Annotated in this window: 12 protein-coding genes; 8 read left to right on the forward strand and 4 right to left on the reverse strand. The window is 63.0% G+C overall.

The window, feature by feature from the left end; translation table 11 throughout:
* Positions 1-77 precede the first annotated feature (77 nt).
* A complete protein-coding gene (locus tag AA098_RS11990; RefSeq protein ID WP_003247798.1) occupies positions 78-1397 on the forward strand; it encodes a Na+/H+ antiporter family protein in 1320 nt (439 codons plus the stop codon).
* A gap of 14 nt (positions 1398-1411) precedes the next feature.
* Here AA098_RS11990 and AA098_RS11995 read toward each other — a convergent pair whose 3' ends face one another.
* The 3 genes from AA098_RS11995 to AA098_RS12005 all read right to left on the reverse strand — a co-directional run bounded on the left by AA098_RS11995 (position 1412) and on the right by AA098_RS12005 (position 6182).
* Positions 1412-2419: a FecR family protein gene (locus AA098_RS11995; protein WP_064614251.1), complete on the reverse strand. Its 1008-nt coding sequence runs from the start codon at positions 2417-2419 to the stop codon at positions 1412-1414.
* A gap of 279 nt (positions 2420-2698) precedes the next feature.
* The gene (locus tag AA098_RS12000) at positions 2699-4468 is read right to left on the reverse strand and encodes an acyl-CoA dehydrogenase C-terminal domain-containing protein (protein ID WP_003247803.1); all 1770 of its coding nucleotides are present in this window, start codon (positions 4466-4468) and stop codon (positions 2699-2701) included.
* A 91-nt stretch (positions 4469-4559) separates the two neighbouring features.
* Positions 4560-6182 carry an acyl-CoA synthetase gene (locus AA098_RS12005; RefSeq protein WP_064614252.1) on the reverse strand — a complete coding sequence of 541 codons (1623 nt, stop codon included), beginning with the start codon at positions 6180-6182 and terminating at the stop codon, positions 4560-4562.
* A gap of 193 nt (positions 6183-6375) precedes the next feature.
* On the opposite strand from AA098_RS12005, the gene AA098_RS12010 reads away from it, so the two are divergent.
* The 7 genes from AA098_RS12010 to AA098_RS12040 all read left to right on the forward strand — a co-directional run bounded on the left by AA098_RS12010 (position 6376) and on the right by AA098_RS12040 (position 14685).
* The gene (locus tag AA098_RS12010; RefSeq protein ID WP_060538462.1) at positions 6376-7782 is read left to right on the forward strand and encodes a sensor histidine kinase; all 1407 of its coding nucleotides are present in this window, start codon (positions 6376-6378) and stop codon (positions 7780-7782) included.
* Positions 7783-7791: 9 nt separating this feature from the next.
* Positions 7792-8424, forward strand: coding sequence for a response regulator transcription factor (locus AA098_RS12015; RefSeq protein ID WP_014860281.1), 633 nt, complete (start codon positions 7792-7794; stop codon positions 8422-8424).
* Positions 8425-8603: 179 nt separating this feature from the next.
* Positions 8604-9077, forward strand: a complete 474-nt coding sequence (locus AA098_RS12020) for a MarR family winged helix-turn-helix transcriptional regulator (RefSeq protein ID WP_064614253.1) — start codon at positions 8604-8606, stop codon at positions 9075-9077.
* A gap of 30 nt (positions 9078-9107) precedes the next feature.
* A complete protein-coding gene (locus AA098_RS12025; protein ID WP_003247813.1) occupies positions 9108-10301 on the forward strand; it encodes an HlyD family secretion protein in 1194 nt (397 codons plus the stop codon).
* Positions 10298-11833, forward strand: a complete 1536-nt coding sequence (locus tag AA098_RS12030) for a DHA2 family efflux MFS transporter permease subunit (RefSeq protein WP_064614254.1) — start codon at positions 10298-10300, stop codon at positions 11831-11833. Before AA098_RS12025 ends, AA098_RS12030 begins: the two co-directional genes overlap by 4 nt.
* 583 nt (positions 11834-12416) lie before the next feature.
* The gene (locus tag AA098_RS12035) at positions 12417-13595 is read left to right on the forward strand and encodes an integrase core domain-containing protein (RefSeq protein ID WP_064614054.1); all 1179 of its coding nucleotides are present in this window, start codon (positions 12417-12419) and stop codon (positions 13593-13595) included.
* Between the two features lie 343 nt (positions 13596-13938).
* Positions 13939-14685, forward strand: coding sequence for an SDR family oxidoreductase (locus AA098_RS12040; RefSeq protein WP_029380669.1), 747 nt, complete (start codon positions 13939-13941; stop codon positions 14683-14685).
* A 9-nt stretch (positions 14686-14694) separates the two neighbouring features.
* Here AA098_RS12040 and AA098_RS12045 read toward each other — a convergent pair whose 3' ends face one another.
* Complete coding sequence (locus tag AA098_RS12045) at positions 14695-16761, reverse strand: PAS domain-containing protein (RefSeq protein WP_064614255.1); 2067 nt, start codon at positions 16759-16761, stop codon at positions 14695-14697.
* Positions 16762-16784 lie beyond the last annotated feature (23 nt).

A 16784-nucleotide genomic window follows, 5' to 3' on the forward strand; every position in this document is an offset into this window, starting at 1 on the left:
ATCAAGGCGCTTTTGACATCTGCCGCCTACTGCTTCAGAGTTCGCGCTTTTTTCTGTCGTAATGAGGTAAGCCAACCATGAATGCAGTGATCGCCGCGGTCGGCATCATGCTGATACTCAGCCTGTCCCGCGTGCACGTGGTCATCGCCCTGATCATCGGCGCCCTGGCCGGTGGGCTGGTGGGCGGCCTGGGCATCGAAGGCACGCTCAAGGCCTTCAACGGTGGCCTCGGCGGTGGTGCCACGGTGGCTTTGTCCTATGCACTGCTGGGTGCCTTTGCCGTGGCAATCGCCAAGTCTGGCCTGGCCCATGCGCTGGCCGACCGCGCCCTGGCCATGATCGACCGACAGGGCGACGCCAAGGGCGGCAAGGTCAAATGGCTGATGATCGGCCTGATGCTGGTGGTGGCCGTGTCGTCCCAGAACATCCTGCCCATCCACATTGCCTTCATTCCGCTGCTGGTACCCCCTCTGTTGTACGTGCTGACGCGCCTGCGTATCGACCGCCGGCTGATCGCCTGTGTGATCACCTTTGGCCTGATCACCCCGTACATGTTCCTGCCGGTGGGCTTCGGCAACATCTTCCTCAACGAGATCCTGTTGGCCAATGTGGCCCGCGCGGGTGTCGATGTGAGCGGCGTCAACGTCACCCACGCCATGGCCGTCCCTGCTGCCGGCATGCTCGTCGGCCTGCTGGTGGCGGTGTTCATCAGCTACCGCAAGAAGCGTGACTACGACCTGGCGCGGATCCAGCAGGTGGAGCAGGTGAGCGTGCAGTACAACCCGCTGACCTTGCTGGTGGCCGGGCTGGCGATCGCGGCAGCCTTCATTGTCCAGCTGTTGCTGGACTCGATGATCATCGGTGCCATGGTCGGTTTCCTGATCTTCTCGCTGTCGGGCATCGTCAAGTGGAAAGAGACCGACGACCTGTTCACCGAAGGCATGAAGATGATGGCCATGATCGGCTTCATCATGATTACCGCGTCCGGTTTTGCCGAGGTGATGAAGGCCACCGGTGAGGTGAAGAGCCTGGTGGAAACCTCGGCGCAGTGGATCGACCACAGCAAGGGCGTCGGTGCCCTGCTGATGCTGTTGGTAGGCCTTTTGGTGACGATGGGGATCGGCTCGTCGTTCTCCACCGTGCCGATCCTGGCGGCGATTTTCGTGCCACTGTGCGTACAACTGGGCTTCGACCCGTTGGCCACGGTGTGCATCATTGGTACTGCCGGTGCGCTGGGTGATGCAGGTTCGCCGGCCTCGGACTCGACCCTGGGCCCGACCTCGGGCCTGAACGTGGATGGCCAGCACCACCACATCTGGGACACCGTGGTGCCGACCTTCATCCATTACAACCTGCCGCTGCTGGCGTTCGGTTGGTTGGCGGCGATGACCTTGTAAGGCGGGGGAGGGCGTCAGCCCTTGTCGGGCGGCGGCGAGATGCGATTGAGCACGGTGCTGCCGTCCTTGCTGCGGGTCAGGTAGACCGGCAGGACTTTGGGCAGGTTGTTGACCAGGCGCCCCACCTCACGGGTGTTGTAGATGCCGCTGATGCGAATGCGGCCGGTGCTTGCATCGGCCAGTCGCAGCGGGGCGTCGAGGTAGCGGTTTATCACCGGCAGCGCCTGTTCCAGGCTCAGGTTGTCGAGCACCAGCTTGCCGCTGCGCCATGCCAGGCTGTTGCCATAGTCGTCGCTTTGCTCCAGCTGCGGCTCGAAGTCGCCCTTGTGGTAGCTGGCCTGCATGCCAGGGCCAAGGCGGTAGCCACCGGCATTGCCCTCACTGGACACCAGCACTGAACCTTCCACCAGGGTGACCTTCACCTGGTCCTGGTACTTCCACACGTTGAACTGGGTGCCGGTGACCCGGGTCTGGCCACTGCCTGCACGCACGATGAACGGGTGGCTGCTGTCGTGTCGCACCTTGAAGAACGCCTCGCCGCGCTTGAGCGTGACCTGGCGCTGGTCCTTGTAGTTGAGGAAGGTGAGCTCGGTGTGCAGGTTGAGCTGTACCGTGCTGCCGTCGCTGAGCTCCACGGTCTGCATGTGGTCACCGGCTTCGACGTGCTGGTAGTGGTTGGGCAACCAGCCCTGTTCCCACCCCATCCAGCCGGCCAGCGGCAGCACTGCCAGGGCGATGGCCGCAGCAGACGCCAGCGGCCGCCAGTTGCGGGGGCGGGCGGCGTGTTTGGCAGGTGGGTTGAAGTCGATGACGGTGGCGCTACGCGGCAGCAGGTCGGCTGTTTGCCAGATTTCCAGCATCGCCTGATATTCTTCGGCATGCCGCGGGTCGGCCGCCAACCAGCCAGCGAATGCTTCACGCTCGGCCTGCGTGCAATCGTCGGCGTGCAGGCGCATGCACCAATGCGCTGCGGCGTCGGTGATGGCATCGTCTGGGCTGGGATTGAGGCGGTCGTGGTTCATTGCGGCTCCGGGTTTTGCGCATTCTACCCTTGCGAGAGTGCTCCCGAGAACCAATGTAATGGCGAATGACTATCAGTTGTGCCGGTTTTTCGTCGGATTGACCACGGTTTTTCAGCGTTTGAGAACCCTTCGCGGGCAAAAGACGATGTCTGCAATCGCTTCCGGGGCGGCCTGGTGCGGCGAAGAGGTCAGTGTTTGCAGTACCGATTCGGTAACCTGTACCGGCCCTCTTCGCAGCACACGGCTGCCCTTGCAACAAGCGCGTCAGTGACACACCGGTCAGAACTGTGCGGCCTCTAGCCCATAAAGGCTGCCACTACCGGCCCGAATGCTCGCCTCCAGCCCCAACCCCCGCGGCAAGACCCGCTGGAAATAGAACGTCGCACAGGCAAGCTTCGCACCATGAAACGCCTCGTCCTCATCACGTTTGGCCAGCGCCACCGCCGCCATCCGCGCCCACATGTACGCATAGGCCGTCAGCCCGAACAGCTGCAGGTACTCAACGGCTACCGCGCTGACCAGGTTGGCATCCTCGCCAGCCTGCGCCCGCAGCCAGCTGCTGGTGGCCTCGAGCCGCGCCAGGCTCGCCTGCAGGGCCTCGCGGTGCAAGGGCGCATCCACACTGAAGGCCCGCACTTCGCTGGCAAAGCTGGCCAACGCCTGACCACCGTCGGCCAGCACCTTGCGCCCCAGCAGATCAAGGGCCTGAATGCCGTTGGTGCCTTCATAGATTTGCGCAATGCGCACGTCTCGCACCCGTTGCTCCTGGCCCCATTCGCGGATGTAGCCATGACCGCCGTACACCTGCTGGCCAAGCACGCAGCTTTCCAGACCGTTGTCGGTGAAGAATGCCTTGGCCACCGGTGTCAGCAGTGCCACCAGGCGCTGGGCATGCTCGCGTTCGCCAGCGTCCTCGGCATAGCGCGCCACGTCCAGTTGCTGGCCAACGTAGACGGCGAACGCCCGACCTGCTTCGGTGAGGGTGCGCATGGTCAGCAGCATGCGCCGAACATCACCATGGTGGATGATCGGGTCGGCCACCTTGTCGTGTGCCTGCGGGCCAGTCGCTGCGCGGCTCTGCAGGCGCTCGTTGGCATAGCGGGCGGCGCTCTGGTAGGAGGCTTCGGCACAACCGATGCCCTGTATGCCGATGGACAGGCGCTCGTAGTTCATCATGGTGAACATCGCTGCCAGGCCCTTGTTCGGTTCGCCCACCAGGTAACCGATGGCACCGTCAAAGTTCATGACGCAGGTCGCCGAGGCCTTGATGCCCATCTTGTGTTCGATCGAGCCACAATGGACAGCATTGCGCGCGCCCAGGCGGCCATCGGCCTCGACCAGGAATTTGGGGACCAGAAACAGCGATATGCCTTTGGCACCGGCGGGCGCATCCGGCAGCTTGGCCAGCACCAGGTGGACGATGTTCTCGGTCAGGTCCTGCTCGCCGCCGGTAATGAAGATCTTGCTGCCACTGATGCGCACGCTGCCATCGGCCTGAGGCTCGGCGCGGGTGCGGATCAGCCCCAGGTCAGTGCCGGCATGGGGTTCGGTCAGGCACATGGTGCCGGCCCAGCGGCCTTCGTACAGCGGTGGCAGGTAAGTGGCCTTGAGCGCTTCGCTGGCGTGGGCATCGATCGCCAGGCAACTGCCTGCGCTCAATGCCGAATACAGGCTGAAGCTGCAGTCAGCCGCGTAGAGCATCTCTTCGAACAGCACGCCGAGCATCTTTGGCATGCCCATGCCGCCGTGTTCCGGGTTGCCGCCCAAGCCGACCCAGCCACCTTCGCGGTAGGTGTTCCAGGCCTCGCGAAAGCCTTCGGGGGTGGTGACTTGGCCTGCGTCGAAGCACACACCTTGCTCGTCACCGTTGCGGCTGAGCGGGGCGATCAGCTGGCCGGTGACTTTTGATGCTTCCTCGAGAATGGCGTCGGCAGTGTCGGCATCGATGCGTTCGGCCAGGGCGGGCAGTCGGGCCCACAGGCCTGAAGCGTTGAACACGTCATGCAGGACGAAGCGCATGTCGCGCAGGGGGGCGGAATAGGTGGTCATCGGCAGCTCTTGCAATAGTGAGGGAGGGTTGGGCGTGCGCTGAACCTTCAGGCGCAGCCGTGTGCTGCGCCTGAAGGGGGCGGCTACGGCATCAGAGGGCCTTGGCCCGGTCGCGCAGCACGTACTTCTGGATCTTGCCGGTCGAGGTCTTGGGCAGCTCGCCGAACACCACGGTCTTCGGCACCTTGAACCCGGCCAGGTGCTCGCGGCACCAACTGGTGATGTCGGCTTCACGGGTGTCCTCTCGGCCCGGCTTCAGGGCAACGAAGGCGCACGGGGTTTCCCCCCATTTTTCATCCGGGCGTGCCACCACGGCGGCTTCCAGCACTGCCGGGTGCTTGTACAGGGCGTCTTCGACCTCGATGGTGGAGATGTTTTCGCCACCGGAAATGATGATGTCCTTGAGCCGGTCCTTGATCTCGATATAGCCGTCGGCATGCCACACGGCCAGGTCGCCGGTGTGGAACCAGCCGCCACGGAAGGCTTCGGCGGTGGCTTCAGGGTTTTTCAGGTAACCCTTCATCACCGTGTTGCCGCGCATGAAGATTTCGCCCAGGGTATTGCCGTCGCGGGGTACTGGCTGAAGGGTTTGCGGGTCGGCGACCATCAGGCCATCGAGGGTCGGGTAGCGCACGCCTTGGCGAGACTTGATGCGTGCACGCTCCTCCAGCGAAAGCGCGTCCCATTCGTCATGCCAGGCACACACGGTCACCGGGCCATAAACCTCGGTCAGGCCGTAGGTGTGGGTGACCTTGATGCCCATTTCTTCCACGGCGCCGATGACCTTGGCCGGTGGAGCGGCGCCGGCGACCATGGCCTGCACCGGGTGCTCGATGGCTGCCTTGGCCGCCTCGGGCATGTTGACCAGCGCGTTGAGCACGATCGGCGCACCGCACAGGTGGCTGACTTTGTGCTCGCGGATCAGGGTCAGGATCTTCTGCGGGTCGACCCGGCGCAGGAACACATGGGTGCCGGCCAGGGCGGTGATGGTCCAGGGGTAGCACCAGCCGTTGCAGTGGAACATCGGCAACGTCCACAGGTACACCGGGCGGTGGCCCATGGCCCAGGTCATCTGGTTGCCCAGGGCGTTCAGGTAGGCACCACGGTGGTGGTAGACCACGCCCTTGGGGTTGCCGGTGGTGCCGGAGGTGTAGTTCAGCGATATGGCCTGCCACTCGTCATCGGGCCATTCCCAGGCAAATTCCGGGTCGCCTTCGTTGAGCAGGGCCTCATAGTCCAGCTGGCTGACCGCGCGGCCTTCGCCGTACTCCGGGTCATCCACATCAACCACCAGCGGCGGGTGTTCAAGCAGTGCCAGAGCGCCTTCGATGACCGCATGGAACTCGCGGTCGGTGATCAGCACTTTGGCCTCGCCATGCTGCAGCATGAAGGCAATGGCCTCGGCATCCAGGCGCACGTTCAGGGTATTGAGCACGGCACCGGTCATGGGGACGCCGAAGTGCGCCTCGAGCATGGTCGGGGTGTTGGGCAGCATCACTGCCACGGTGTCGCCACGGCCAATGCCACGACCGGCCAGGGCGCTGGCCAGGCGCCGACAGCGTTGGTAGGTTTCTTGCCAGTTGCGGCGGATGGCGCCGTGGATGACGGCCGGGTAGTTGCCGTACACGGCAGCGGTGCGTTCGATGAAGCTCAGCGGGGGGAGGGCGACATGGTTGACGGCAGCGGGCATCAGGCCCTGGGCATAGATCGACATGCGGTAATCCTGTAAGGGAGGCAGACGCAGCCTGTGCACCTGGCCCCCGATGGCTGATTGTTAGCTCTGTTCAGGGTGCAGGGGGCGGACGGTGGGCCGCCCCCTCTGTCGCAGTTTTACGCGAGTCGCTATGGTATTAGGAATATCGACTATAGCAATATAGTAAAACTACTATAAAAATAGGCCGCCTACTGTGGATGACACTGCTTACCCCTTGCTCGCCAAAGACCCACAACCCAGTCTGTTACTGGCCAGTGATGCAAGCCCGCTGGCACTCAACCCGGCACTGCAGGCCTGGGTCGCCGAAGGGCCTGAGCTGGCTTGCTGGCTGCCGGCCAATTGCGCGGCCCTGGTGCGTGCCTGTCTGCGCCAGCATCGGGCGATCAGCGATGTGGAAGTGCAGGTCGGCGAACGCATCGTGCTATGGACGTTCATGCCGGACAACCAGGGCCAGCAGGTGCTGGGCCGCTGCCGCGATGCCAGCGAAGAGCGCCATGGCGCACGCGAAGCCAGCCGCGCCCGGCGCCTGTATCGGCTGATCATCGAAAACACCACCGACCTGATTTCCCGGCACAGCCCCGATGGCCGCTTTCTCGATGCCTCACCGGCAGCCTACCGCCTGCTCGGCCTGTGGCCCGAGCAACTGCGTGGCATGCCTGTACATACCCTGCTGCATCCGCGCGAGCGGCGTCAGGTACTGCGCCAGGCCGCGGCCGCGCTGGACCAGGACGGCTACCACACGATGACCTGCCGGGTACGCCAGGCGACAGGTGACTACCGTTGGTTCGAAATTGCCAGCCGGGCGATCCGCGAGACCTACACCGGCGCGGTGGTGGAGGTGGTCAGCGTGTCCCGCGACATCACCTTGCGCATCGAAGCGCAGGAAAGCCTGGCGCACAGTGCCCGCCTCGCGACCCTGGGCGAGCTGGCCTCGGGCATCGCCCACGAGATCAATCAGCCACTGGCCGCGGTGGTCAACTATGCCAACGCCAGTCAGCGTTACCTGCAGGGCCTGGAACGTGATCCCCAGGCGCGCGAGCGGGTTGGCCAGGGCCTGCAGCGTATCAGCGAGCAGGCCAACCATGCCGCCGAAGTGATCCGCCGTCTGCGTGCTTTTCTGCGCAAGGAACCGCGCCGCCTGCAGGCACTGGACGTGGCCGAGCTGGCCGGCGAAGCCATGCGCCTGTGCGCCTGGGAAGCCGCGCGGGACCAGGTGCAGGTGGAACTTCGCATGAGCGCTCAACTGCCCTTGGTGTATGCCGACCGGGTGCTGCTGGAGCAGGTGCTGCTCAACCTGCTGCGCAATGCCATCGATGCCAATCGCGAGCAGCAGGGTGAGCGACCGTCACGTATCCTGCTCTGCGCGGCGCGCGATGGCGATGGGGTGCTGGTCGAGGTCGCCGACCAGGGCCCGGGCGTGGCACCGGAGCGGCTGGATGAAATCTTTACGCCGTTTACCACCAGCAAGGCCGACGGCCTGGGCTTGGGCTTGAGCATGAGCCGCAGCCTGATCGAAGGCTTCGGTGGCAGCCTGTGGGCGCGGGCGGGTGACAACGGCGGTCTGGTACTGTGCTGCCGGCTGGCGGTCAGCAGGGAATAAGGGGAGGCAGTGTTGCAAGCAAAAGTGTATGTGGTCGATGACGACCAGGGTATGCGCGACTCTACGGTCTGGCTGCTGCAGTCGGTGGGCCTGCAAGCCTTGCCATTCGCCAGCGGGCAGGCGTTTCTCGACGCCTGCGTCGATGATGGGCCCGCGTGTGTGCTGTTGGACGTGCGCATGCCGGGGCTGGGCGGGCTGGCTGTGCAGCAGGCGATGCGCGAGCGTGGCCTGATGGTGCCGGTGATCTTCGTCAGCGGTCATGCCGATGTACCGATCGTGGTGCGGGCGTTCAAGGCCGGCGCCTGCGACTTCATCGAAAAACCCTACAACGACCAGCTGCTGCTCGACAGCGTTCAGGCTGCGCTGGAGCACGCCGGGCTGGCGCGAGAGGGCGATCAGGCGCTGGCCTTGGTGCAGGCGCGCATCGACGGCCTGACGCCGCGTGAGCGAGACGTCTTCGTACCGTTGGCCCAAGGGTTGAACAACCGCGAGATTGCCGAGCAGTTGGGCATCAGCGTCAAAACGGTGGACCTGTACCGAGGCCGGGTGATGAAGCGGTTGCAGGCAGGCAGCCTCGCAGAGCTGGTGGGGATGGCGATTGCTTGCGGGGCGGTGGAGGCGCTGGGCCTGCGAGCGCGGTAGCCGCCTTTACGTAGCCCCTGGCAGGGGCGGCGTTGCGTGTCGCGATGGGACGCAATGCGCGCCTGCTGGGGCGGTGTGACAGCCAGAAAACACCCACTATTTCATAGCTAGCTAATGAAAGCTTTGACATTCACTGCCTAGGCAGTAATATTTCTACACACTTAACTGAGCAGCCAACGATGGCCCATTTTTCTCCCGAGAACTTCCAAACCTGCGCCATCGGCATGTTGCTTGGCCGTGCTGCGATTCTCAAAGACCGCATTCTTGACTGGCACCTGGAGTCAGAGGGCGTCACCGCCGCGCAGTTCAAAGTGCTGATCATCGTCACCCAGTACCAGTTGGATACCCCGGCCGAACTGTGCCGTTACCTGGGCCTGGACAGCGGATCGATGACCCGCATGCTCGACCGCCTCGAGCAGAAGGAGCTGATCGTGCGCAACCGCTGCGCCGACGACCGTCGCCAGGTGCGCCTGGCACTCACCGCCGACGGCCAGCGCCTGGCCAACCGCCTGCCGGAAATTGGCGCCGCCGCCATGAACGAGTTGTGCGGCGTGCTGGCACCAGAGGAGCTCAAGACCCTGGAAGGCCTGCTGGCCAAGGTGCTGCTCGGTGCTGGCGACCCGTTGACGATCCGCCGCTTCGGCGACCGTTGAACCCTGTAACGAATTATCCAAGGTATTGTCATGGCCACTCCCGCAGACACCCCGACTCCCTCCGTCTCGCCCGAGCCGTCGCGCAAGCGCAAGGCTTGGTTGCTTGGCCTGCTGTTGCTGCTGATCCTGGCAGGGGTCGGCACCTGGGCCTGGTACAGCATTGTCGGGCGTTGGCACGAAAGCACCGACGATGCGTATGTCAACGGCAACGTGGTGGAGATCACCCCGCTGGTCGCTGGCACCGTTATCAGCATCGGGGCCGATGACGGCGACCTGGTCCACGCCGGCCAGGTGTTGCTGCAATTCGACCCGGCCGACAGCGAAGTGGCCTTGCAGTCCGCCGAAGCCAAGCTGGCACGCAGCGTGCGGCAGGTGCGCGGGCTGTACAGCAACGTCGACTCGCTGAAGGCTCAACTGGAAACGCGCCAAGCCGAACTGCGCAAGGCGCAGCAGGACTTCAACCGGCGCAAGGTGCTGGCTGACAGTGGTGCGATTGCCGCCGAAGAACTGTCCCATGCCCGCGACGACCTGAGCGTTGCCCAGGCCGCCGTCAACAGCGCGCGGCAACAGCTCAGCACCAGCAGCGCGCTGGTCGACGACACCGTGGTGTCCTCGCACCCCGATGTCATGGCTGCAGCTGCCGACCTGCGCCAGGCCTACCTCGACCACGCCCGCACCACATTGGTCGCGCCGGTCACCGGCTACGTCGCCAAGCGTACCGTCCAGTTGGGCCAGCGCCTGCAGCCGGGCACCGCGACCATGGCGGTCATCCCGCTGGATCAGGTGTGGATCGATGCCAACTTCAAGGAAACCCAGCTGCGAGAGATGCGCATCGGCCAGCCGGTGGAAATCACCGCTGATGTGTACGGCAGCGAGGTCAAGTACAGCGGCACGGTCGACAGCCTTGGCGCGGGCACCGGCAGCGCCTTTGCCTTGCTGCCGGCGCAGAACGCCACCGGTAACTGGATCAAGATTGTCCAGCGAGTGCCCGTGCGCATCCACCTCAGCCCCGACCAGCTCAAGGACCACCCGCTACGTATTGGCCTGTCCACCGTGGTTGAAGTCGACCTGCATGACCAGAGCGGCCCGACCCTGGCCCAGCAGCCACCGCAGAAGGCCAGCTACACCACCCAGGTGTATGACCACCAGATGATCGAAGCCGACAACCTGATCGCCCGGCTGATTCACGAGAACAGTGCAACCGGCAAGACGGCGCAACGATGAGCAACAACGCCGCTGCCCAGTTCACGCCGCCAAGTCTGCTGCTGACCACCATCGGCCTGTCGCTCGCGACGTTCATGCAGGTGCTGGACACCACCATCGCCAACGTGGCCCTGCCGACCATTTCCGGCAACCTGGGGGTGAGCTACGAGCAAGGCACCTGGGTCATCACCTCGTTCGCGGTGAGCAACGCTATCGCCTTGCCGCTGACCGGCTGGCTGAGCCGGCGCTTTGGTGAAGTGAAACTGTTCATCTGGGCCACGCTGCTGTTCGTGCTGGCTTCGTTCCTGTGCGGTATCGCCCAGTCGATGCCCGAGCTGGTCGGGTTTCGCGTCTTGCAGGGTGTGGTCGCCGGGCCGCTTTACCCGATGACCCAGACCCTGCTGATTGCTGTCTATCCCCCGGCAAAACGGGGGATGGCCCTGGCGCTGCTGGCGATGGTCACGGTGGTGGCGCCGATTGCCGGGCCGATTCTTGGGGGCTGGATTACCGATAGCTACAGCTGGCCATGGATCTTCTTCATCAACGTGCCCATCGGCCTGTTTGCAGCTGCCGTGGTGCGCCAGCAGATGCGCACGCGCCCGGTGGTCACCAGCCGCCAGCCGATGGATTACATTGGCCTGCTGACCCTGATTATCGGCGTTGGGGCCTTGCAGGTAGTGCTGGACAAGGGCAACGATCTGGACTGGTTCGAGTCGTCGTTCATCATTGTCGGCAGCCTGGTTTCGGTGGTGTTCCTGGCGGTATTCGTGATCTGGGAACTGACCGACCGGCACCCGGTGGTCAACTTGCGCCTGTTTGTGCACCGCAACTTCCGCATTGGCACCATCGTGCTGGTCGGGGGGTATGCCGGGTTCTTCGGTATCAACCTGATCCTGCCGCAGTGGTTGCAGACGCAGATGGGCTATACCGCGACGTGGGCGGGCCTGGCGGTGGCGCCGATCGGTTTGCTGCCGGTGATCATGTCGCCGTTCGTGGGCAAATATGCGCACCGTTTCGACCTGCGGGTGCTGGCTGGGTTGGCGTTCCTGGCGATCGGCATCAGTTGCTACATGCGTGCCGGTTTCACCAGCGAGGTGGACTTCCAGCACGTGGCCTTGGTGCAGTTGTTCATGGGGATTGGCGTGGCGTTGTTCTTCATGCCGACCTTGAGCATTCTGCTGTCTGACTTGCCGCCGCACCAGATTGCCGACGGTTCGGGGCTGGCTACATTCCTGCGAACCTTGGGCGGGAGTTTTGCGGCTTCGTTGACTACCTGGATCTGGATTCGTCGGGCGGATCAGCACCATGCCTACCTGAGTGAGCACATCAGCCAGTTCGACCCGACGACGCGGCATACCCTTGAGCAGTTGGGCGGCGCCAGCCCGCAGAGTTACGCGCAGCTGGAGCAGATACTCAATGGTCAGGCTTACATGATGTCGACGGTGGATTATTTCACCTTGATGAGCTGGGTGTTTGCCGGGTTGATTCTGCTGGTGTGGTTCGCCAAGCCGCCCTTTACCGCCAAGGCGGGCCCGGCATCGGCAGGGCATTGAGTGCTCTCGCTCTCGCTTCGGCTTTTGATTTTGCTTCTAAGCGCGCGATAGCACAGGCGCCGCGGATTGCGACTTCAGGAGGCCGAGCGTAGGGCTTGCGAAGGGAGGTGACGGGCATGGATGCCCGTCAAGCGCTGAGGCCCCATGGATGGGGCCTGCAGCGCGTACTCCCGGGAGCAAGACCGTAGCGAGGGAACCCCGGAGCGTAGCGCAGGGGCCGGATGATAGGAGCCAGCGTTTTTTGGTTACTTTTTGTCGCGTTTGACAAAAAGTGACCCGCCGTAAGGGCGGAACGGTGACTATGCGCCACCTGCGTGAATGAATACCTACTCGATGTGAATGCCCACATCAAAGAAGCAAGAAGCAAGAAGCAAATTCGTCTGTTTTGACTCAGCGAACAGTCCATTCGCGATGGCGACACAGACTCACCTTTTCGCCCTTACGGCGAGTCACTTTTTGTCAAACGCGACAAAAAGTAACCAAAAAACGCTGCGGGTATGACTCACCCACATAGGTTACAAATCAGTTCACGCACATAGGTAACAGTCTTTAACTGGCAAGGTCGGTTTTCGAGGATCTGACCATGCCTTGGCGAGAGCTGAAACCTATGGACCTGAAAATGCTTTTCATCGCGGATTACCTGCAAGGGCCGCCCAGCTTCAGCGCCCTGTGCCAGGCCTACGAGATCAGCCGTAAGACCGGCTACAAATGGGTCGAGCGATATGAGAAAGAGGGGCCTTCGGGGCTGGAAGAACGCAGCCGCCGCCGGTTGACGCAGAACTGGGTCGTCCCCGCTGCAGTTCGCGAAGCCATCATCGAACTGCGCAGTCGAGGCGAAACGGAACCTGGTCCGAAAAAGATCCAGGCTGCGCTGCAGGAGCGCTTCCCTGATCAGGCGCCGCCTTCTAAGACAGCGATTTACAACATCCTCAAGAAGGCCGAGTTGGTCAACCCACGCCGTTTACGTCAGCGTGTAGCGGTCTACCCCAAGCCACTGGAGAAGGCAGAGTCGCCTAACCAGCTGTTCAGTGCTGACTACAAGGGCCAATTTCTGACAGGCGCAGGCGTCTGGTGCTATCCACTAACGATCATGGATCACGCCAGCCGCTTCCTGCTCGCCTGCCACAGCATGCCTAATACCAACCTTCTGGAAACGCAGGCCGTTTTCACCCAGGTGTTTCGGGAAAATGGCCTGCCTGAGCGTATTCGTACCGATAACGGTGTGCCGTTTGCCAGTAAAGGACGTGCAGGACTTTCTCAGCTGTCCATCTGGTGGCTGCGTCTAGGCATCATTCCTGAGCGCATTGCACCTGGAAGGCCTGAGCAAAATGGCCGCCACGAACGCATGCATCGGACACTCAAAAGCACGCTGCCATCACCGCCGGCAGTGGCCTGGGAAGCTCAACAGCGGCATTTTGATCGCTTTCGACAACACTACAATTACGAGCGCTTGCATGAAGCACTGAAACAGAAAACACCGGCGTCTTGCTACCAGCCCTCACCACGCCCATTCCCTGAAAAACTTCCTGAGATGACCTACCCCAGCCATGTCGAGAGTTTACCGGCGGATAGCTGCGGCATCATTAACCGCCGTGGCCTGAGGATCTACGTAGGTTACGTGCTCAAGCACCAGACCATTGGGCTGGAGCAAGTCGGAGATGGCATTTGGGATGTTATTTTCGGTCCCATCATCCTTGGTAGAGTCGATGTGCGGGATGCCACTGATGGTTATGTAACACTCCAGGTGTTGTCACCTATGTGAGTGAACTTTTGTGTAACCCATGTGGGTGACCCGTACATGCGCTCCCATCATCCGGCCCCTGCGCTGCGCTCCGGGGTTCCCTCACTCCGGCCTTGCTCCCGGCAGGACCGCGCCGAAGGCCCCATCCTGGGGCCTCAGCGCTTGACGGGCATCCATGCCCGTCACCTGCCTCCGCAAGGCCTGCGTTCGGCCTCCTGAAGTCGCGAAGATCAAGATCAAGATCAACAGCCAGATCAACAGCCAGATCAACAGCAGAGGGGTGGCTGTGCTGATCTTCGTCATTCCAACGCAGCGCCATTTCGCCTATTGTCGATGCTCCCTTCCCCAAACCATTGGCAAACCCATGGAGAACGTCATTGTCATCACCGGCGGCAGCCGCGGTATCGGCGCCGCCACTGCGCTGCTGGCCGCCCGCCAGGGCTACCGCATCTGCATCAACTATCACGCCGATGACCAGGCCGCCGAAGCCATCCTCAGCCAGGTCCGCGCCCTGGGCGCCGAGGCCATCGCGGTGCGCGCCGACGTCAGCGTCGAAGATGAAATCATCCAGCTGTTCCTGCGCGTCGACGATGAGCTCGGCCCCGTCACAGCACTGGTCAACAACGCCGGCACCATCGGCCAGCAGAGCAGGGTCGAGGACATGTCCGAGTTCCGTCTGCTGAACGTCATGAAGACCAACGTCGTCGGCCCCATGCTCTGCGCCAAGCACGCCCTGCTGCGCATGGCGCGCCGGCATGGCGGGCAAGGCGGGGCCATCGTCAACGTATCATCGGTCGCCGCACGCCTGGGTTCGCCCAACGAATATGTCGACTATGCCGCCTCCAAGGGCGCGCTCGACACCTTCACCATCGGCCTGGCCAAAGAAGTGGCAGGCGAGGGCGTGCGCGTCAATGGCGTACGACCGGGGTATATCCATACCGGTTTCCATGCGCTTTCTGGCGACCCGGATCGCGTCAGCAAGCTTGAACCTGGCTTGCCCATGGGCCGAGGAGGGTATCCCGAGGAAGTGGCCGAGGCCATCCTCTGGTTGCTCTCGGACAAAGCCTCCTATGCCACCGGCAGCTTCATCGACCTGGGCGGCGGGCGCTGAGCGCGCCCGTCAAGGTTCCAGCAGCTCGCGAACCCGCTCTGCCAGTGCTTCCAGTTCGAACGGCTTGGTCAACACCAACGTACCTTGCAGCGGTTGGCCGTCGCTGAGCGCCGCGCTCTCATCGTAACCGGTGATCAACAGCACCTTGAGGTCCGGGTAGCGCTCACGGCAGCGTTCGGCTACCTGGCGGCCATTCAGGCCGCCAGGCAGGCCGACATCGCTCAGCAGCAAGTCTGGCCGTTCGCCGCTTTGCAGGTGGGTGAGGGCAGACGGACCGTTCTCGAAGGCGTCCACCCGATAGCCCAGCTCTTCCAACACTTCGCCAATCACCAGGCGCAAGGCCGTCTGATCTTCAACCAACAGAATGCGTTTTGCAGTCTCGCTGCTTCTTTGCAAGAGCGTGCGCGGAGGTTTGCTGATTGGCGCCTGGGCTTGCTCGTGGTGGCGGGGTAACAGCAGCTCGATACGGGTACCCTCGCCAGGCACCGACAGCACCCGTAATTGCCCACCCGACTGGCGCACGAAGCCATAGGTCATGGACAGACCCAGGCCGGTGCCCTGGCCCATCGGCTTGGTGGTGAAGAACGGCTCGACTGCGCGCTCGACAACTTCAGCCGACATGCCGCTACCGTTGTCGACGATGCTCAGCCGCACGAACTCGCTGGCCGGCAGTTCCAGTGCCATGGCCTGCTCGTCGTCAAGCTGCAGGTTGTCGCCAATGATCTCGATCACACCACCGGCAGGCATGGCATCGCGCGCGTTGATGCATAAGTTGAGCAAGGCGCTTTCCAGTTGGGGAGGGTCGATGAAGGTCGGCCACAGCTGGCTGGCAAAGCGGCTGCTCAAGGTAATCGCCGGGCCGATGGTGCGGCGCAGCAGGTCTTCCATGCCGGCCACCAAGGTGGCCACTTGCGTGGAGCAGGGTTGCAGGGTCTGCTGGCGGGAGAAGGCCAGCAGCCGGTGCACCAGCGAAGAGGCCCGCTGCGCCGCGCTGCTGGACAGCTCCAGCAAGGGCGCCAGGGCGTCGAAGCGTGACTGCTCAAGGCGTTGCCGCATCAGCTCCTGGGCGCCCAGGATGCCGCCCAGCAAGTTGTTGAAGTCGTGGGCTATGCCGCCACTGAGCTGGCCTACGGCTTCCATCTTCTGTGCCTGGCGCAACGCCGCTTCGGCCTTGGCCAAGCGTTCCTGCTCCTGTACTCGCTCACTGATGTCATAGGCGAACAGAAACGCGCCATGTACCTCGCCTTCTGGGTCGCGCAAGGCGTTGAAGCGCAACTCATAATGGCGCAGCGCGGGGGGCTTGCCGAAGGTGCCGATCTCGATGAACTGCTCGCCTGCCAGGGCGCGCTGCCACATCGGCAGAACAGGCGTCTGGCCGGCGGTGCCATCCTCGAACAACCCGGGCAGGTAGTCGCCGATTTCGGGTGTCCTCCCGTACAGCAGGTGGAAGTCATGCCTGGCCTGGCGATTGACAGCCAGCCAGCGCAGGTCCTTGTCGATCACATGCACATTGACCACACTGTGATCGACCAGCTCGGCAAACAAGCGTCGCTCCGCCAGTGCGGCATTCACCCGTTGTTCGAGCTCTTCGTTCAGGCGCTGCAGGGCCTGCTCTGCACGCCGGCGTTCGGTGACATCCTTGAACAGTACCGCTACCTGGCGTTTCTCGGCAGGTTCTATGCGAAAAGTGGTCACCGACAGCACGTGGCCCGTGGCAATCAGTTCCTGCTCGAAGTGCAGCGGTTCGCCGGTGCGAAGCACCGCGCCATAGCGGGCCACCCAGTCATCCGCCTCATCGGGCACCATCTCGCGCAGTTTTTGCCCGACCACGTTGGGGATGCCGGCGTGTTTGGCATAGGCTGCGTTGGCCAGCACGTGCACGTAGTCACTCAGGGGGCCATGGGGGCCATCGAAGAACTCGATGATGCAGAAGCCTTCGTCCATGGTGTCGAACAGTGAGCGATAGAAGTCCTGGTCGTGCGCCTGGTGGCTTGCAAGCCGTTGCTCCAGCAGTGTGTTCTGTCGCTGGAGGTCTTCGACTTGTTGGCGCAGTGAGTTCAGATCACGAGAAGGCATGCCTGCGTCCGGCCAATGAAAAG

This window comes from Pseudomonas sp. JY-Q (assembly GCF_001655295.1).
Taxonomy (GTDB): Bacteria; Pseudomonadota; Gammaproteobacteria; order Pseudomonadales; family Pseudomonadaceae; genus Aquipseudomonas; species Aquipseudomonas alloputida.